Origin of the sequence: Thermosynechococcus sp. (assembly GCF_025999095.1) — a bacterium.
Taxonomy (GTDB): domain Bacteria; phylum Cyanobacteriota; class Cyanobacteriia; order Thermosynechococcales; family Thermosynechococcaceae; genus Thermosynechococcus.
In genome coordinates this window covers 984375-1001626 of record NZ_AP024678.1, presented here as the reverse complement: position 1 = coordinate 1001626, position 17252 = coordinate 984375, and the positions used below count along the sequence as shown (strand labels likewise).

Annotated in this window: 16 protein-coding genes and 1 tRNA gene; 12 read left to right on the top strand and 5 right to left on the bottom strand. The window is 52.0% G+C overall.

From position 1 onward, the window contains the following. Positions 1–18: 18 nt before the first annotated feature. A complete protein-coding gene (gene pxcA / locus Q0W94_RS04910; RefSeq protein WP_297761904.1) occupies positions 19–1404 on the top strand; it encodes a proton extrusion protein PcxA in 1386 nt (461 codons plus the stop codon). A gap of 44 nt (positions 1405–1448) precedes the next feature. Here pxcA and Q0W94_RS04905 read toward each other — a convergent pair whose 3' ends face one another. Continuing rightward, entirely contained in the window at positions 1449–1697 is a 249-nt protein-coding gene (locus Q0W94_RS04905; protein WP_297761902.1) for a hypothetical protein, read from the bottom strand. A 182-nt stretch (positions 1698–1879) separates the two neighbouring features. On the opposite strand from Q0W94_RS04905, the gene Q0W94_RS04900 reads away from it, so the two are divergent. After that, positions 1880–1960: transfer RNA gene (locus tag Q0W94_RS04900), tRNA-Leu, on the top strand. Between the two features lie 23 nt (positions 1961–1983). Here the strand turns inward: Q0W94_RS04900 and Q0W94_RS04895 are convergent. Next, a complete protein-coding gene (locus Q0W94_RS04895) occupies positions 1984–2106 on the bottom strand; it encodes a hypothetical protein (protein WP_297761900.1) in 123 nt (40 codons plus the stop codon). A 46-nt stretch (positions 2107–2152) separates the two neighbouring features. Here Q0W94_RS04895 and folB point away from each other — a divergent pair, with 46 nt between their 5' ends. From folB to Q0W94_RS04875, 4 genes are read left to right on the top strand one after another with little or no spacing between them, the layout of a single operon-like run. Beyond that, positions 2153–2542 carry a dihydroneopterin aldolase gene (gene folB, locus Q0W94_RS04890; RefSeq protein ID WP_297761898.1) on the top strand — a complete coding sequence of 130 codons (390 nt, stop codon included), beginning with the start codon at positions 2153–2155 and terminating at the stop codon, positions 2540–2542. Then, complete coding sequence (locus tag Q0W94_RS04885) at positions 2526–4577, top strand: thioredoxin domain-containing protein (RefSeq protein ID WP_297761896.1); 2052 nt, start codon at positions 2526–2528, stop codon at positions 4575–4577. Before folB ends, Q0W94_RS04885 begins: the two co-directional genes overlap by 17 nt. After that, positions 4570–5661 carry a glycine cleavage system aminomethyltransferase GcvT gene (gene gcvT, locus Q0W94_RS04880; protein ID WP_297761894.1) on the top strand — a complete coding sequence of 364 codons (1092 nt, stop codon included), beginning with the start codon at positions 4570–4572 and terminating at the stop codon, positions 5659–5661. The genes Q0W94_RS04885 and gcvT overlap by 8 nt, the downstream gene beginning before the upstream one ends. 35 nt (positions 5662–5696) lie before the next feature. Continuing rightward, on the top strand, positions 5697–6239 hold the full coding sequence (locus Q0W94_RS04875; protein WP_297761892.1) for a hypothetical protein: 543 nt from the start codon (positions 5697–5699) through the stop codon (positions 6237–6239). On the opposite strand, the gene Q0W94_RS04870 is transcribed toward Q0W94_RS04875, so the two are convergent. The 3 genes from Q0W94_RS04870 to hemE are packed head-to-tail and all read right to left on the bottom strand — an operon-like array spanning position 6236 to position 8704. Continuing rightward, positions 6236–6703, bottom strand: a complete 468-nt coding sequence (locus tag Q0W94_RS04870) for an EVE domain-containing protein (RefSeq protein ID WP_297761890.1) — start codon at positions 6701–6703, stop codon at positions 6236–6238. The genes Q0W94_RS04875 and Q0W94_RS04870 overlap by 4 nt on opposite strands. Positions 6704–6713: 10 nt before the next feature. Then, complete coding sequence (locus tag Q0W94_RS04865) at positions 6714–7673, bottom strand: NAD(P)-dependent oxidoreductase (protein ID WP_297761888.1); 960 nt, start codon at positions 7671–7673, stop codon at positions 6714–6716. Continuing rightward, positions 7673–8704: a uroporphyrinogen decarboxylase gene (gene hemE, locus Q0W94_RS04860; protein ID WP_297761885.1), complete on the bottom strand. Its 1032-nt coding sequence runs from the start codon at positions 8702–8704 to the stop codon at positions 7673–7675. Before hemE ends, Q0W94_RS04865 begins: the two co-directional genes overlap by 1 nt. A gap of 164 nt (positions 8705–8868) precedes the next feature. On the opposite strand from hemE, the gene Q0W94_RS04855 reads away from it, so the two are divergent. From Q0W94_RS04855 to Q0W94_RS04830, 6 genes are all read left to right on the top strand, one after another. Next, positions 8869–10266 (top strand): CheR family methyltransferase, encoded by a 1398-nt coding sequence (locus Q0W94_RS04855; protein WP_297761883.1) that lies wholly within the window; start codon positions 8869–8871, stop codon positions 10264–10266. 235 nt (positions 10267–10501) lie between these two features. Continuing rightward, positions 10502–11638 (top strand): response regulator, encoded by a 1137-nt coding sequence (locus Q0W94_RS04850; RefSeq protein WP_297761881.1) that lies wholly within the window; start codon positions 10502–10504, stop codon positions 11636–11638. A 10-nt stretch (positions 11639–11648) separates the two neighbouring features. After that, positions 11649–12674, top strand: coding sequence for a chemotaxis protein CheW (locus Q0W94_RS04845; RefSeq protein WP_297761880.1), 1026 nt, complete (start codon positions 11649–11651; stop codon positions 12672–12674). Between the two features lie 118 nt (positions 12675–12792). Further along, complete coding sequence (locus Q0W94_RS04840) at positions 12793–14079, top strand: methyl-accepting chemotaxis protein (protein ID WP_297761879.1); 1287 nt, start codon at positions 12793–12795, stop codon at positions 14077–14079. A 15-nt stretch (positions 14080–14094) separates the two neighbouring features. After that, on the top strand, positions 14095–16380 hold the full coding sequence (locus Q0W94_RS04835) for a response regulator (protein WP_297761878.1): 2286 nt from the start codon (positions 14095–14097) through the stop codon (positions 16378–16380). After that, complete coding sequence (locus tag Q0W94_RS04830; RefSeq protein ID WP_297761877.1) at positions 16367–16780, top strand: response regulator; 414 nt, start codon at positions 16367–16369, stop codon at positions 16778–16780. The genes Q0W94_RS04835 and Q0W94_RS04830 overlap by 14 nt, the downstream gene beginning before the upstream one ends. Positions 16781–17252: the final 472 nt, after the last annotated feature.

Sequence of the window (17252 nt, the reverse complement as noted above, 5' to 3'; positions counted from 1 at the left end):
CCATTGAGAAGAACAGGAATGTCCAGCAATCCCTTTAGTCGCTTTAGAAACTGGATCAAGCAGGCACAACAGTGGTACCTCACAACTCCTAACCGCGCCCTACAGGAAGCCTATGAAGCCGCTCTGAAAATTCGCGCCATTGAACTGGAACACTTTGACGGTCAACCCATTAGTCCCCTCAATCTGCCCGTCGGAGAAGTCTCTAGCTATTTCGAGACAGAGCTCAAACAACTGCTGAAAACCATTCGTATGCGGATGACAGAGTTTCGGGCGAGCCGTCAAATTTTGCCCCTTGCTCCCCCCCAAAGCCCCCCCTCACCTGTCAACGATAGCGTCAATGGTGCAACGGAAACCTATACGGTGACGGCTACCATCAGTGGCACGACGGCGGAACCCAGCATTTATGAAAAGCTGCGGGTTATTGACGCCACCCTCAATCGCTATAAACGGCAGCGGGAAAAGGAGCTCAATGCCCTAGCCCGTCCCAGCCTCAGTCGCCAAGACCCCCAACAACGCCAGCAGGCCGCCGCCCTCGACAAAATTGAGGAGGATTCTCTTTATCTCTCGGAATATATCAGTGATGATCTCACCAGTGATTCCAAGCTGGATAGCAGCAGCTTTATTCCCCGCTCGATTTTGCGCACCGCCGATCGCTTTCGCCGTGAACTCAATTCCGATGAAGCCACTGAAGCTGAGGTCGTTCGTGATTTTCGCACCTCAAAGCTGCGTACCCGCCTGGCGGTTCGTTTTATGCTGTTGCTAGTGATTTTGCCCCTGTTGACTCAGCAGATTTCCAAGGCGCTCATCGTCAGCCCCCTTGTTAACCACTTTAAGGCGGTGGGGCAAATTGAGCGGATCATTAACTCCCAACTAGAGGACAACATCCTTGATGAACTGGCCCGCTTTGAGAACAAAATTCGCTTTGAAAGCCTTGTGAGTAATGTGCCGCTTTCCCCTGAGGAGATCCAAAACCGCATCCGCGAAAAGGCGATCGAGCTCTCCACAGAATACCAAAAGGAACTGATTGAACCCCTAAAAAACATCCTCTCCGATGCCTTGGGTTTTGCGGTCTTTTTGGGGCTGGTGTTTACGGGTCAACGGCAACTGGCCATTGTCAAGGCCTTTTTAGATGAGGTGGTCTATGGTCTCAGTGACAGTGCCAAGGCCTTTATGATTATTCTATTTACGGATGTCTTTGTTGGCTTCCACTCCCCCCACGGCTGGGAGGTGCTGGTGAATAATACCCTCGAGCACTTTGGCTTTCCTCGCAATGAGGACTTTATCAATATGTTCATCGCCACCTTTCCAGTGATGCTGGATACAGTGTTTAAGTATTGGATTTTCCGTTATCTCAACCAGATTTCCCCTTCGGCAGTGGCCACCTACAAGAATATGAACGAGTAGTTAGGAGCGCATCAGTGGCTGGGGAAGGGGATAGATCGTGCCCTTTAGGGGTTGGGGGGGCGATCGCCAGTCGGATAGGAGGCCTTGTAATTCCTGTTGAAGAATCTGTAACTGGTAGCCGATTTCTCCTCTAACTTTTCCTTGAGGGGATCACAGGGAATCTCACCGCGATCGTATACTTCAACGGCTTTGATCTCCCTCAGAGTAAGACCAAGGGACTGGGCAGTTTGATAAAGCTCCGGCGAGCAAAGAGACGATAGTCGCCACGGGTTCGGCCCACGGCAACAGCTCATACTCCTTATAGGAGCAAATCCTCTGGACGGGGAGGCTGCTGCTGTATTCATGGCAGTGCTGCCAAAATCAGCGAGTCAGAGACTTTAGAGAGGAGGAGCTTCTCCCCTCAATATTTCTGCGCTCGAGAGACCAGAGACTACTTTCAGAAATTTAGGAATCTGCGCTATAATGACAAAGCTACGCGGATGTGGCGGAATTGGTATACGCGCACGTTTGAGGGGCGTGTGGCTTTGCCTTGCGAGTTCGAGTCTCGCCATCCGCATTGGGTTTTCGCCAGAAGAGCATTTAGGAGGGAGCGATCGCCCCCGTGGCCTTGCCAATCCAAGCCACAGTGGGGGCAAGGTCCCTGAGGGGAAAACTCGCCATCAGCAGCATTTTGGCGATACAGTGAAAAAGGGTAAGGGCCAAAAAATCAATCCACCCAGAAGACGTTTTCCTGCCTGGTTATGGATGCATGTCCTTGAGCGAGTCCACAACTGACTGTCTGCACCTCTCGGGAATGCGTTACTACGGCTATACGGGTGCTCTCCCAGAGGAACAAGTTCTTGGCCAGTGGTTTGAGATTGATATTAGACTCTGGTTTGATATGACACCCGCTGCCGCCAGCGATCGCTTGGCGGACACCCTTGACTATCGCCCTCTTTTACAAGCCATTGAGCAGTTAATGCAGCAGCAGCGCTTTCAGTTAATCGAGACCCTAGCGGCGGCCATTATCAACCTTTGCCTTACACCGCCCCAAGTGCAGCGGGCTGCTGTGCGTGTAACAAAACTCGCGCCGCCTGTGCCCAACTTTACAGGTCAAATTAGTGTCGAAATGGTACGCCCCCATGCCGAATCGCCTTAGCCAGTGCCAAAGCCTCTATCTGCGCAAGCACGCCGAAAACCCCATTGACTGGTGGCCGTGGTGTGATGAAGCCCTGGCCAAAGCCGCGGCAGAGGATCGGGTGATTTTTCTCTCGATTGGCTATTCCAGTTGCCACTGGTGCACCGTGATGGAGGGGGAAGCCTTCTCGGATCTGGAGATTGCCGCCTATCTCAATGCCTATTTCCTGCCGATTAAGGTGGATCGCGAAGAGCGACCCGATATTGACAGCATCTATATGCAGGCGTTGCAACTGATGACCGGTGAAGGGGGCTGGCCGCTGAATATCTTTCTTACCCCTCAGGATCGCCGTCCCTTTTATGGGGGAACCTACTTTCCAGTGCAGCCGCGCTATGGCCGGCCGGGGTTTTTGCAGGTGTTACAGGCGGTGCGTCGCTTCTATGACCAAGAAAAAGAGAAGCTCACTGCCCAGCAGGCCACCCTCTGGCAATATCTGGCACCCCCCGTTGAGAGGGGGGAGACCCTCCCCCTGACGGAAGAACTCCTAAGGGCAGGAATTCGCCAAGTGACACCGATTTTGGGCGATCGCCCCCAGGGCAGCTGCTTCCCTATGATGCCCTATGCCCAAATGCTCCTGCAGGGGCTGGCTTTCAGTCCCAATCCTGCAGAACTGCTGCACCTGTGTCGGCGGCGGGGAGACAACCTCTTGCGGGGGGGCATCTATGACCATGTCGGGGGCGGCTGGCATCGCTACACCGTGGATTCCCGGTGGACAGTACCCCACTTTGAAAAAATGCTCTACGACAATGGCCAGATTGTGACCTATTTAGCGCGGCTGTGGCAGCAGGGCGATCGCTCTCCCCAGATTCCCGCTGCAATTGCCCAAACAATTCAATGGCTCGATCGCGAAATGACCGCCCCTGAGGGGTACTTCTATGCGGCTCAGGATGCCGATAGCTTTGTCAGTGCCAATGACCCCGAACCCGAGGAGGGTGCCTTTTATTGCTGGCGGTACGCGGAGCTAGAGCAGACCCTCACCCCAACGGAATTGACACAACTGCAAGCCCACTTTGACATCTCTGCCAGTGGCAATTTTGAAGGCAAAATTGTCCTCAAGCAGGTGCGCCCTCCAGAGGATCCTCAGGCGCTGGTGCCGATTCTGCGCAAGCTCTTTGCCCGCCGCTATGGTGCCGATACGCCCATGGATCAGCCCTTTGCCGTGGCCACCGATAGTGCAACTGCCAAAGGGCGGGCTTGGCCAGGCCGGATTCCGCCGGTCACCGATACAAAAATGATTTTGGCTTGGAATAGCCTAATGATCACCGGTTTGGCAACGGCAGCCCAAGTCTGGAGAGAGCACACCTACTGGCAGCGAGCCGCTAAAGCGGCTCAGTGGCTCCATGAGCACCAATATCAGCAGGGCAAACTCTACCGCCTCAATTATGGGGGCACCGTGGCGGAGGTCGCTCAGGCCGAGGATTATGCCTACTGGATCCAAGCTCTCCTTGCCCTGCATCAAGCCAGTTTAGCCGTGGGGGAGGCGGCGCAGCCGTGGTTGGCGTTGGCGACCCAATATCAAACCCTGTTTGATCAGGAATTGGGGGCAAAGGATGGCGGCTACTACAATGCCCCAGAGCGACCCGACTTGATCCTGCGCCAGCGGGAAGGTCTAGATAATGCCACTCCTGCTGCCAATGGGGTGGCGATCGCCAACTTGGTTCAACTCTTTTTGCTCACAGAACATCCCACCTACCTCGCACAGGCAGAAAAGGGACTGCGCTTTTTTAGCCACTTCATCCGCGAGGCCCCCCAAAGCTGTCCCAGCTTATTGGCAGCATTGCAGTGGTATCTTCACCCTGTCTGTGTCCAACTTCGTCCTGATCAGGCAGCCTCCCTCTTGGATCGCTACCTACCAACCGCTGTGCTCAAGGTCCGCGATGATCTAGAGCCTCTGGCCTTGGTCTGTGAAGGCCGGCGCTGCCGTGAACCGGCCCTGACTGCTGCTCAACTCGAACAACAACTAGAGAGTCTATTTCCGGTGGTCACTGATGAGTGAATCCTTACGACACACCCCGCTCTATCCCCTGCATCAGGGCGCACGGTTTACCACCTTTGGCAACTGGGAAATGCCCCTGCAGTACAGTAGTATTTTGCAGGAACACCAAGCTGTACGGCAGCAGGTGGGGATGTTTGATATTTCCCACATGGGCAAGTTTGTGTTGCGGGGCGATGGGGTGGTAGCTGCGCTGCAAAACTTGGTGCCCACAAATCTGAGCCAGCTCCAGCCCGGTCAAGCCAAGTATACGGTTCTTCTCAATGCCGCCGGGGGGATTGTGGATGATCTCATTCTCTACATTGACGAGGGCCAAGTGCGCTGTATTGTCAATGCCGCCACAACCTCTAAGGATTGGGATTGGTTTCAAACGCATTTACCGGCCAGTATTGAGCGCATCGATGAGTCAGCGACCCAGGTGCTGATTGCTCTTCAAGGGCCGGCGGCGACGGCAACGCTGTCTCCCCTGTGCGATCTCCCCCTAGGGGTGATCAAAGCCTATCGCCATACTCAAGTCAACCTACTGGGACAGCCCGCTTGGATAGCACGCACCGGCTACACGGGCGAAGATGGTTGGGAAATTCTTGTCCCCGCCGAAGTGGGGCAACAGTTGTGGCAAACCCTGTTGGCGGCAGGTGTTACTCCCTGTGGGTTGGGGGCACGGGATACGCTGCGGCTGGAGGCAGCCATGCTCCTCTACGGCCAGGATATGGATGAGCAAACCACCCCCCTAGAGGCGGGGCTCAATGGCTTAATTGATTGGCAAAAGCCCGATTTTGTGGGTCGTGCTGCCCTTTTAGCGCAAAAGCAGCAGGGCATTGAGCGGCAATTGGTGGGGTTAGAACTACGGGGCAAAGGCATTGCTCGCCACGGCTACCCAATCTATGCCGGAGCCCAGGCTGTGGGGGAAATTACCAGTGGCACCCTATCTCCCACATTGGGGAAGGCGATCGCCCTTGGCTATGTCTTTCCAGAGTTTGCCCATATAGGTCGTGAACTGGCGGTGCAGGTGCGCGATCGCTGGGTGCCAGCGGTGGTGGTGCCTCGCCCCTTTTATCGCCGGCCGCGGTCAACAGCTAAAATTTGATCTATCCCTGATGAAACGTCATTCATACTGGAATCATGCTCGAAACTTGCCCACGCTGTGGCGCCCGCTTAGGGAAACCCTTGTCCTCTGGCCGCCAAGTGTGTAGTGCCTGCGGCTGGAGTATGGTTGTTCTTGAGCGATCGTCGCCACCACCGCCAACGGGATTACCGCTGCTGTTGAATCAGATTGGGCGGTTGATCAAGCGTTTTTTCCAGTATTTGGGGGTGCAACTGCAGCTATTGTGGCGATCGCTGAAGTCCCATCTACGGGTCAACCCGCACCGCCGCAATATCTGGGAGCAGTTGGCAGCAAAGCTCAAACACCTAGAGGAGAAAATTCCCACCGCTGACCCCAGCCACGAGTGGCTGACTCCCGAAGAAGCCTTTCAACTGTTGGGGGGAGATCCTGAGAATCCCTATTCAAAGGTCAGCACCCTTGATGGCAAACGCCGGATTGGTTTATCGGCCTTTCGGCGCCTGGTGAATACGGCAGAATACGCCGATTTTGGTTTTGAGTACGCTAGCGATCGCCACGTCAAAAATTTACCCTATCTACGCCCTCTGTCTCGTCAACCCTAGGGCGATCGCAAGCTAAGAATGATCTGCCACTCCGATTCAGTTACCGGTTGGACCGAAAGACGGCAACCCTTTTGCAGCAGCAGCATCCCCTCCAGGCCACGGGTTTGCCGCAGTTCCGGCAGCGTAATTGGGGGCAAAAAGTCACGGCGATACTGGATATCCACCATAACCCAGCGGGGATTGTCAGGGGTGCTTTTGGGGTCAAAGTAGCGACTCTCAGGGTTCCAAGCAAAGTGATCCGGATAGGCGGGCCTGACAACTTCAGCAATGCCCATGATTGCCGGTGGGTTGGCATTACTGTGGTAGAAAAGCACGCGATCGCCCACTTGCATACGATCGCGCATCAAATTGCGGGCTTGGTAGTTGCGTACCCCTTCCCAACAAGTGGTTTGCTGGGGAGCGGCCTTCAAATCCTGCCAAGAAAAAACGCTTGCTTCCGACTTCAGTAACCAAATCCCTGCCATCAAAGCGTCTCTAACTGTTGGTTGAGGGGTCTGCGGTGCCCAAACTACAGCGTAGCAAATCCGCCACCGTCCCACAGTAGGGGGTTAGCCCCAAGGCTTGGGGGTTGAGCACCGTCTCGTAGGTAAAGTTGCGATACTGTAGGCAAAAATAATCCCAAGGGGACATCTGCACCCGAAATACTCGCACAAGGAAATTGACCAGCGGCAAGGTCAAGGGAATCTGGCCGTAGATGTGCAGCTTGGCAGCAGCACACAATTGTGCCAACATCTCGTTGACGGTCATTGGCGGGTTACCCAAAGCCACGCGGCGCGGTACCGGATACTCTGGGTGCTGCAACAGGTAGAGCACCACCTGAGCAATATCGCGGGCATGGATAAAGTGAAAACTGGCCTCGGCGCGGAAGAAGCGGGCCAACCACAACCACTTGAGGACTTCCCCCATGCCTGCGGTGATAAAGGAAGGACGCTTGCCATCGGGGCCACCGCCAAAAACCATCGTTGGAAAAAGTTCAATCAGGCGATCGGCCACCGGTAACTGCTCAATGGCGTGGAGACACTCATACTTTGAGCGAATATAATCCGTTCCTAGGGTACCTGCCTCCGGCAGCGGTTGCATCTGCTGATTGAGAATACTGGCTGTTGAAAAATAAAATACCCGCTGGCAGCGCTGTGGATCCAGTTGCCTGAGGAGCTGGCAGGTTTGCTCGTAGTTAATGGCAAAGACATTGCTTCCCCCCCAGGCGGTTGCCGTCAGGATGGCCACATCAAAGGTGGGTAGCAGCGGTTCCAATGGCGTTAGATCCATCAGATCTGCCTGAACCACATTCACCCCCGATCGCTGGTAAGGATCAAGATGTAGGCGTGAAGGATCCCGCACCAGCAAAAACAATTCATGATCTGTCTCTTGGATCAGGGCCTCAGAAATGTATTGACCAATGCAGCCATTGGCACCTGTGATTAGAATTCGCATTAGGCAAGGGACTTCACCAAGTCAAAGAGAAAGGCCACATTTTCCTCAGGGGTACCTTGAAGAACACCGTGACCAAGGTTAAAGATATATTTCCCCTTGCGACCCGCCTCAATAATGGCCAAAGACCGCTCTTTAAGTACTGGCGGCGGAGCAAAGAGGATCACTGGGTCTAAATTTCCCTGCAGGCCAACAGCGGCGGGGAACTGCTGACGAATGGTGCCAATATCAACAGTCCAGTCGAGGCTGACAATGTCTACTCCCGTTGCTGCCATGCGATCCACAATTGCGGCACTGCCATTGATGTAGAGGATGATGGGCACATCGGGATAGACCGCTTTGACCTGCTGGATCACCTGCTTTTGGTAGGGAAACGCAAAGGTGTCGTAGTCCTGACGGCTGAGTTGACCTGCCCAGGAATCAAAAAGTTGCACCACTTGGGCGCCGCAGTCAATTTGATAGCAGAGGTAGTCCGCAATGGCCGTGGCCAAATGGTTCAGGAATTTGTGGAGCAGGTCTGGCTCGTGGTAGGCCATGGCTTTAATTTGGATGTAGTCCTTGGAGCTTTTGCCCTCAATGGCATAGGCCGCAAGGGTCCAGGGGGCACCAGCAAACCCCAGTACTGCGGCGCGATCGCCGACTTCTTGGCGCAGTGTGGCTAGAATTGGCCGAATAAAAGGACAGGCCACCTCCGGCTCCAAGGGATAGAGTTGTTGCACCTGCTCTAGGGTGCGGATGGGCGGATCAATGATTGGCCCTTTACTTTCAACAATGTCAAAGGGAATGCCGATGCCGGGTAAGGGCGTGAGAATGTCGGAAAAGAGGATCACCCCATCAGGGGCAAAGGCGCGGAAAGGCTGGAGCGATATCTCAACGGCGAGCTCCGGAATTTCCGATCGCTCGCGAAACGAGGGATAGCGATCGCGCAGGTCACGATAGACCTTCATGTAGCGCCCAGCTTGCCGCATCAACCAAATGGGGGGACGCTCAACGCTTTCACCACGGGCAGCACGTAGAAGTAAAGGGGTGGTCATCCTAGAAATGTGTAATTCCAATGATTTTCCATGACTCTGCAAGAGCCGCTAGCAAGTTCCATTGCACTCAGGTGTTGCCTGCGATTTACAGAGTTCAACCCTACAATCATACCCTAGGGGGCGATCGCACACCAGTGTTAGCCCCTTGGTGTTAAATTGACCCTATGAACGATCAATTACTTGAACAGTTTGTAGAGCTGATTCGTTGCCAAACTGGCATCAGTATTCGCCCTCAAGACAAACCCTACCTAAGCCGCAAGCTCCTGAATCGCTGTCGTGCTCTCAATTATCAGCATCCCAGCGAGTATCTCGCCCTCTTAGCCAAGCCCCAGTTCACCCATAGTCAACAGGAATGGAAACAATTAGCAGATCTCATTACCACCGGTGAGAGCTATTTTTTTCGAGATCAAGGTCAGATCAAACTCTTGCGGGAACGTTTACTGCCCGATCTAATTGCCCGTCATCGGCAGGATCGGACATTGCGGCTTGTCAGTGCTGGCTGTTCCACAGGGGAGGAGGTTTATTCCTTAGCTATTTTGCTTAAGGAGCTGCTGCCAAATCCCACTGACTGGCAATTAAGCATTGTCGGATATGACCTCAGTCAAGCGGCAATCTCCAAAGCGCAGGCAGGCATCTATGGTCATTGGTCTTTTCGGGGAATAGATCCGAGCCTACAAGCTCGGTACTTTCGGGAGACTGGTCGAGGGTGGGAAGTGATACCCTCCCTACGTCAATGGGTACGCTTTCGCTGCCTTAATCTGCTGAATGTTGCAGAGTATGAGCTACCCCCTGCCAGCGTGGATCTGATTGTCTGCCGTAATGTCTTTATCTACTTTGACAGTGCTGCCATTCAGCAGACCCTAGGGGCTTTTGTCTCACTATTGCGCGCTGGTGGCTATTTGCTCACCGGACACACGGAACTGCAAGGACAGGACATCGGCCCGCTGCAAGTCCTGAGTTTTCCAGAGTCAGTCGTTTATCAGTTAAGTCGCCATCAATTAAGTCAGCATCCACTGGGTCACCCTAACACTCCATCCATGCCACCCCCTATTCCCGTCCTATCCCTTGAGGAGCAAACAAAGATTGCCCTCAGGGAAGGCGACTACAACCGTGCTCTGATTTTGGCACAACAGTGGCAGCAGTCTCAGCCCAACAATGAAGAGTGTCTGTTATTGATGGCGCAAATCCACGCCGATCAAGGCCGTTACACCAAGGCGATCGCCCTTGGGCAACAGCTCCTCTGCCTCAACCCCCAAAACATTGCTGCTCTCTTTCTCCTTGCCCACATTGCCCAGGAGCAACAGGATAAAACAGCCGCCAAAGAGTATCTACGGCGGATTATCTTTCTGAGCCCCAATACAGTAGAGGCCTATGTTGAACTCATTGAACTCCACCTTGCTGAGCAAGAGTTTGATCTTGTTGCCCCTCTCCTAGCAACAGCAGAAATGCTGCTTCAGAAGCAGCCAGAGGATCAGATCGTTCCTTTTCGCCAAGGGGCTACGGTAGCACTGCTGCGTCATTACCTGAGGCAAGTTGCCGCCCTATCTATCCCAGGAGTCTAGGAGTGGGGTAAAATTCCTCGCATTAACCTAGTTTTAATCTCAAAAGTGGAGGTCAGAAAAATTCAGTAAAGAAAAGAAGTACAGAGTGATGATGAATGTAACTTTCAATACACTGACCTAACGAATACTTCCCTTAAGATTAACCTAGCTCAGTCAACCTGCTAATTAGCTATTCTGAGCAGGGGGGTAAATTTTTACTTCTGACAACTATCTATTGTCCTCACAAGGAGGGGCGATGCAGGCTTTTGAAAATATGACTATCTACCGGCCTAGTGAGTCTTTAGAGGCCGTCCTACCGTTACCAAAGCTGCTGGAAAAAATTAAATTCCAGGAATTTACTGGTATTTTGAAGGTAGGAGCAACGATCCCAGAAATACAACGTCAATTAGTCTATTATCTCGGCTGCTATCAAGGCGGATTGACCTTTGTGGAGGCTCATCTTCCTAGCCCTGACGACCTCCTGCACCTGTTGGGGAAAATGCTCAAGGTGGGCTTCATAGATACGCTAATTGAGTATGCGCGTAGTCACGCAAAGGATACCTCCCATCGCTCTCATTTAGAAGCAGTCGTCAGCATACGAGCACTGAGTTGGGAGACTATTAAAAAAGTCATGATTGAACGCTCAACGGTGCTTTTAGAACGCCTGTTTCCCTACAGTTGTTTTGTCAAATTGCAGGCGGACGCCAGTTGTGATCTATGCTACGGCGACGATGGTCATGGGATTGACCCAGAGGTCATTCTACAGCGGATTAAGAACCGTAAATCTCTTTGGCAGCGGTTTTATCCAACTGTCCCCTCCCTGGAAGCTATTCCTCGCCTCCATGCAGGCGCCCTACAGACAATCCGCGACGAAGTTACCCTGCACCATCTCAAAACTTGGGTCACCGGCGACAGAACCATTGCTGACATTGCCGAGGGAACCTACAAAGACTCTTTAGCTTTGGCATCCCTCTATGGGCAATGGGCTAAGGATGGTCTGCTAGGATTTATGACCACGACGGCCACTTGCGTCAAGTTGCCCGTTGTTTTGACAGTGGATGACAGTCCGATTGTACAGGCCATGATTCGCCGTGCCCTTGGCGATCGCTATGAGGTTGTCAGTGCAACAAGCGCGATAGATGCTCTGGCTTTGTTAAATGATTGCAATGTTTCCCTGATTATCTTAGATGTGACCATGCCAGAAATGGATGGCTTTGATTTTTGCCGCACGATTCGCAAAATTGAGAAGTTTAAGAACATTCCAGTAGTCATGCTTACAGCTAAAGATGGGCTTGTTGACCGCGCCAGGGGGCACATGGCCGGTACCAATGCCTATCTCACGAAGCCTGTAGATCGCGAGTTGCTCCTCAATACAATTGAGAAACTTATCTAGCTACCATGCCATGGACTATTTGCAACTGACAACTGCTGGGTTAAAGTGCCTGCTCCCCTTATCCACAGTTGAGGAGATTTTTAGTCTCCCAGAACTTACAGTTCTCCCAGAGGCACCTAACGATATTCTTGGAGTCCTCAACCTGCGGGGGAATCTCATTCCCATCATGCATCTAAGCTGTCGCCTAGGGATCACGCCGCCTCAGTGTCGAGAGACTGACGTTGTAATTGTGCTGAAAGCAACGGGCTTGCGCGTGGGGGTGGTCGTCAATCAAGTGGAAGATGTAATTCTGGGGAGCACTGTTGAACTGCGCAAAGAGCCCGAGTACGGTCATCCTAGTCCCCTCAATACTGCGTTTGTGGCAGGCCTCGCTCAAGTGGCTCAGGAGATGCTGATTTTAATCAATGTTGACACCCTCATTCGCGCACCAGCGGAGGTAGCAAGACTCACATCCGAAGGAATTTCAGCAGAACTAGAGCACTATCCCAGCTACGACTTCTACGACCGCTATTGGCCAACGGCAACCTTAGCTCAGCGAGCACTCCTGCGGGAACGGCAACAAGCTCTATGTCACCAGACAGCAACCCAAGACCCTTTAGAGGGAACACTCACAGCGGTAGCCTTTGACCTAGAGGGAGAAGAGTTTGCCATTCCACTGAGGGAAATTCAGCAATTTATTCAAGTTAACCGTCTTGTTCCGGCCCCAAAAGCACCAAGTCTCATTGCCGGCCATGCCTCTCTCCAGAACGAAGTTATCTCCCTACTCGATCTACGAGAAGTACTGCACCTACCCCAATCACCCGCCCCCCTCAAGAAGGCAGTGGTTCTCAAAGTGGATTCCATGTTACTAGGGATTTTAATTAATGATGTACGGGGAATCATCACCTATCGCTCTGACAAGCTGAAGTTAAGCTCTTTTTTGGCAGTTCATGACAGCGGTTATGTTGGTTCTATCATTGAAGAAGGGCGAGTTATCAAATTGCTCAACATCAATCAGTTAGTAAACAAATTAATTGTCCCAACTAGGGCTGCTTAGGAGGTAAAATGAGCCTACAGTTATATTTCTTTCCTAGTTTTTGTGAGGATTAATCATGCGTATTCGCTATCGGTTCTATTTTCTGATTGGTGGCATTTCCCTGTTGAGCTTATCCTCCTTGGGCCTCTATGTCTCTACCTTTAACCAGGCTAAGGATGATTTCTTGGTTATTAACGAGGTAGGTCGCGTACGTGGTGGTACTCAGCGAATTGTGAAACTGCGCCTTGGAGGGGGTAATATCGACGAACTTATTGCTTCCAACAATCGCCGAATTAATGCTCTGATCAATGGTGATGTGGAAATGGGAATTCCCCCTGCCAAGGATCAAGAATTCCGCACCTTAATGCTACAATTGCAATCGCAGTGGCAAAAGCTCAAAGAGCAGCTCCAGCAGTCCAAAGTGAATGTTGCTCGCTTAGTTCAAGACAGTGAGGATTTCTTTAAGCTGAGCGATGACACTGTTAAGGCTGCTGAAATTGCCGCTAAAAGATCAAGTGATTTCGTTCAAGTTGTTGAAATCATTTTTTTTATTGTGCAAATTCTGTTGGTTGTTATTGTTATTTTCACTGTCAAGGGTACCCTTGCTCTGCTTTCACGGATATCCACCCAAATCGCGACCTCTGCCAATGAGACTGCTACGGCAGTTGAAGAACAGGAAAAGGTAATTGCCCAACAGGCTGCCTCGGTGAATCAGACTACCACCACGATGGAAGAGTTGGGCGCTTCCTCCCGTCAATCGGCAGAGCAAGCTCAGGCCTCAGCAGCAGGCGCCAAGCAGGCAATGGAGCTGGCTAACTATGGTAAAGAAACGGTTCAACAAACAGTCAATGGGATCAATACTCTTAGGGATAATGTCATGATGATCGCCGAGAAGATCATGCAATTGAGCGAGCAGATGACTCAAGTCACTGCCATTTCTGAATTGGTTGGCGACCTTGCCAACCAGACTAATATTCTGGCTTTGAATGCAGCAGTGGAAGCAGCACGAGCGGGTGAACAGGGCAAGGGGTTTTCTGTGGTAGCTCAGGAAGTTCGCAAACTGGCGGATCAAAGTAAAAAATCAGCCGAGAAAATTACCAACCTGATTCGTGAGGTGCAAGCAGCCATGAACGGTACGGTCATGGTCACTGATGAAGGCATGAAAGCCAGTAATGAGTGTGCTAAATTGGCACAGAGCACTTCGGAAACCTTCACGACAATTACCAGTGCCGTTGAGGCAGTGCACTTGAACACTCAACAAATTGCCCTCAGTTCCAAACAGCAGGCTGTGGGAGTGCAACAGGTGATTTCAGCGATGAACGCCATCAATCTAAGTGCCCAGGAAACCTCTGCAAGCATTTCCCAAATTAGGACAGCAACCCAGCAACTGTTGGAAGCTGCAGAAACTTTGCAAAACTCGGTCTAGGGGTTGTGTGCATCCATGTACATTGAAGATGGTGAGTTGCGATCGCTCTACCAGATCGCTAGTGCCGAGCATCTGCAAGCCATTGAATCTGGACTTCTTGCCCTTGAAACCCATCCCTACGATCGCTCTCCCCTTGAAACCCTCATGCGGGAAGCCCACTCCCTCAAGGGTGACTCACGGATGCTAGGGGTAACCGACGCCGAAACTCTGGTTCACCACCTAGAGGAGATTTTTAGCCAGTGGCGGCAGGGCAATTTAGAACCTAGCCCAGATCTGTTTGAAGTTCTCTACCGTGGTCTGGATGCAGTCAAAAAAATTGTCCATGAAGCAGTAACTGGAGAACCAGCCAACATCAGTACTTTTCATATTGCGGCTGAGCTAATACAAGTTTTACATAGTGGCACTACCCAGGTGCCCCCAAATCCCAGTGCTTCCTCAGTAACCCCCTCGGCAACTGACGACGATCTTGATCTCGGTCTCGATTCCCTGATTGCCCCCCATGAAACGTTCCAGGAGATTCCAGCTCCTCCTACTTTCGAGGAAGAAGCTGTTGACCCCAAAACTCTTGCTACCCCTGACGATCGCTATCAGATTGAAAGCGTGCGGGTAGCCAGTCACAAGCTAGATGCCCTAATGACGACTATTGGCGACTTGAGTCTCACCCAGCAGCGGCTTGCTCGCCAACAGGAACTCATTACTGAAACCCTCAATTACTGGGAGCAGCTTCAAGCACATACCCTTGCCAGTCAACGCCTGCTGCAGCCCTATCCCGAGCTCTTTGCCTTGCGGCAGCATTACGATCACTTGCGGCAACAACTAGATACCCTAGGCAGATCTCTGCAACAATTGCAGGCCCGTGCTAGCGTTGATGAGGCTTACCTCACTGCTGTGGTGGGTGGCCTCAAACATGAGATTCAAAACCTCCAATTTTTGCCCTTGGCCACAATTTTTAACCTACTGCCCCGTGCTGTGCGGGATATTGCCAAGGAACAAAACAAGCAGGTGCGGTTAATTATTGAGGGTGCCGAAGTCACGGTAGATCGGCGGATTCTTGAGGGGGTGAAAGACCCCTTGATCCACTTGGTGCGCAATGCTCTTGATCACGGAATTGAGTCTCCCGCCGAACGGCAGCAACAGGGGAAGCCTGCCGAAGGAACCCTAACAGTTCGTGGCCGTAGCCAGGGCAATGAAGTGGTCATTGAAGTTATTGATGATGGTCGTGGCCTTGATCGATCGGCTATTCGGGAGGCAGTGCTAAAACGGGGACTTTATACGGAAGCAGAATTGGCAGCTATGGGCCCCAGTGAGATTGAGGCACTGATTTTTACTCCGGGCTTTTCCACCCGCCAGCAGGTTAGCACTCTGTCGGGACGTGGGGTCGGTTTAGATGTAGTGCGCACCAATGTGGAGGAACTCAATGGGAGTCTTCAAGTTCAATCGACACCGGGACAAGGTTGCCGTTTCCAAATAACACTGCAAGCCAATCGGGGGACAATGGCCATCCTGGTGGTGCGGTTGCAGGAGTATTTCTATGGCTTGCCTATTGACGCGATCGCCACCAGCTTACTCTTACGACAGGAGGAGTTCCTCTTAGAGGTCAGTGAGCCTACCCTGCTGTGGAACAACCATCCTGTGCCCATTGCTTGGTTAGCAGTTCTCTTGGGACAACAGACACCACCCCAACCTCCCCCCTATCCCTGTGTGATTTTGCGGCAGGGCAATCGCTATCGTGGCCTCATTGTTGACGAAATTGTGGATTTTCAAAATGTGCAGCTTAAACCCCCCCATCCTCTGCTGCAACAGCTCCCCTACCTCTTGGGCGTCACCCTTCTTGATAACGGTGAACCGTGTCACCTATTGCGCCCCAGTGCCTTGATGCGCACCCTCGATGATGCCCAGATGAGTCGGGTTTTCCAGCCGGTTGCCAAGCCTCGCATCCTCTTGGTTGAAGACTCCTTGCCCATTCGTACCCAACTGCGGCGCATTTTGGAGCGGGCGGGCTATGAGGTCACCACCGCTGTTGATGGTGCCGATGGTTTCCAACAATTGCGCACAGGTCACTTTCAGGCAGTGGTCTCAGATGTGGAAATGCCGCAGCAAAACGGTATTGAAATGACCCGGCGAATTCGCCAACTCCCTGAGTATAAAACCCTGCCGATTATCCTTGTTACCACCTTAGCAGGAGCGAGCGATCGTCAGCGCGCCCTTGCCGCTGGTGCCAATGCTTACCTGACCAAAGGTAACTTTGACCAAACTCTACTACTTGATACCCTTAAGGAGCTGATTCATGAGCAAAATTAAAGTAGTTCTGATTGAAGACTCGGCAGTTGCCCTCGAGATTTTGCAACGACTCATTAACTCCTCGGAGGAAGTGGAGGTCGTGGGAACTGCGATGGATGGCGCTTCAGGCCTCCAAGTTATCCAGCGTACCCAGCCCGATGTCATCTGTACTGATCTGCAAATGCCGGGCATGGACGGCTTAGAATTTACCAAGGAAGTCATGAAGCGATTTCCCCGTCCCGTACTAGTGATTAGTAACGCCGTACAACCCACGGATGTGGATAATATCTATAACCTGATGCAGGCCGGTGCCCTTGATTTCTTTCCCAAGCCCACTGCTGGTTCAGCAGCAGATTATGAGCGCCTCAAGAGTACTTTAATTACCAAGATTCGGGTTCTCGCCAGCAAAAAAGTAGGCTAATCCAAGAGGAGTTTTAAGAGTAGCCATGCTAGCTATTAAACTGTGTTAAAATTAAGTCTGACTTAGTTGTTCAGAAGTAGTGGAGCTAACAATAGACACGCAAACCAGATTAAAAGACCTACTGCATAGCCTTGCCTTCCCATTATTTCTTGATTACCGCCAGAAGGGTGAGGATGACTCGCTCAAAAGTAGGGTACCGTGGAATGGCTAGAGCCACTGTTCTTCCTAGTGAGAACTCTCCTATTGTCTTCAAATTGGGCGAAGTCAACCCAATATCACTTTTGTGGATTTAGGAATGACAGGAAGACAGGGCTTTAAATTGAGGCCATCCAATAATCCAATAGTGGTTTTCCCACCCAATTCTTACGATCGGTGTTAGCAGTTCTCCAACTGTTCTGGATTTCTTCCTAGACTGGAGAGACTCAGATGCTCACCGGCAGCAAAGCTCCCAAGATTTTGATCCCATGAGTAA

What these genes read in the sequence shown, in the direction of transcription:
- Q0W94_RS04905 (WP_297761902.1), bottom strand. Translation starts at nt 1,697, where the DNA reads ATGAGCTGTTGCCGTGGGCCGAACCCGTGGCGACTATCGTCTCTTTGC.
- Q0W94_RS04845 (WP_297761880.1), top strand. Translation starts at nt 11,649, where the DNA reads ATGGACTATTTGCAACTGACAACTGCTGGGTTAAAGTGCCTGCTCCCC.
- hemE (WP_297761885.1), bottom strand. Translation starts at nt 8,704, where the DNA reads ATGACCACCCCTTTACTTCTACGTGCTGCCCGTGGTGAAAGCGTTGAG.
- Q0W94_RS04885 (WP_297761896.1), top strand. Translation starts at nt 2,526, where the DNA reads ATGCCGAATCGCCTTAGCCAGTGCCAAAGCCTCTATCTGCGCAAGCAC.
- gcvT (WP_297761894.1), top strand. Translation starts at nt 4,570, where the DNA reads ATGAGTGAATCCTTACGACACACCCCGCTCTATCCCCTGCATCAGGGC.
- pxcA (WP_297761904.1), top strand. Translation starts at nt 19, where the DNA reads ATGTCCAGCAATCCCTTTAGTCGCTTTAGAAACTGGATCAAGCAGGCA.
- Q0W94_RS04865 (WP_297761888.1), bottom strand. Translation starts at nt 7,673, where the DNA reads ATGCGAATTCTAATCACAGGTGCCAATGGCTGCATTGGTCAATACATT.
- Q0W94_RS04850 (WP_297761881.1), top strand. Translation starts at nt 10,502, where the DNA reads ATGCAGGCTTTTGAAAATATGACTATCTACCGGCCTAGTGAGTCTTTA.
- folB (WP_297761898.1), top strand. Translation starts at nt 2,153, where the DNA reads ATGTCCTTGAGCGAGTCCACAACTGACTGTCTGCACCTCTCGGGAATG.
- Q0W94_RS04875 (WP_297761892.1), top strand. Translation starts at nt 5,697, where the DNA reads ATGCTCGAAACTTGCCCACGCTGTGGCGCCCGCTTAGGGAAACCCTTG.
- Q0W94_RS04870 (WP_297761890.1), bottom strand. Translation starts at nt 6,703, where the DNA reads ATGGCAGGGATTTGGTTACTGAAGTCGGAAGCAAGCGTTTTTTCTTGG.
- Q0W94_RS04835 (WP_297761878.1), top strand. Translation starts at nt 14,095, where the DNA reads ATGTACATTGAAGATGGTGAGTTGCGATCGCTCTACCAGATCGCTAGT.
- Q0W94_RS04855 (WP_297761883.1), top strand. Translation starts at nt 8,869, where the DNA reads ATGAACGATCAATTACTTGAACAGTTTGTAGAGCTGATTCGTTGCCAA.
- Q0W94_RS04830 (WP_297761877.1), top strand. Translation starts at nt 16,367, where the DNA reads ATGAGCAAAATTAAAGTAGTTCTGATTGAAGACTCGGCAGTTGCCCTC.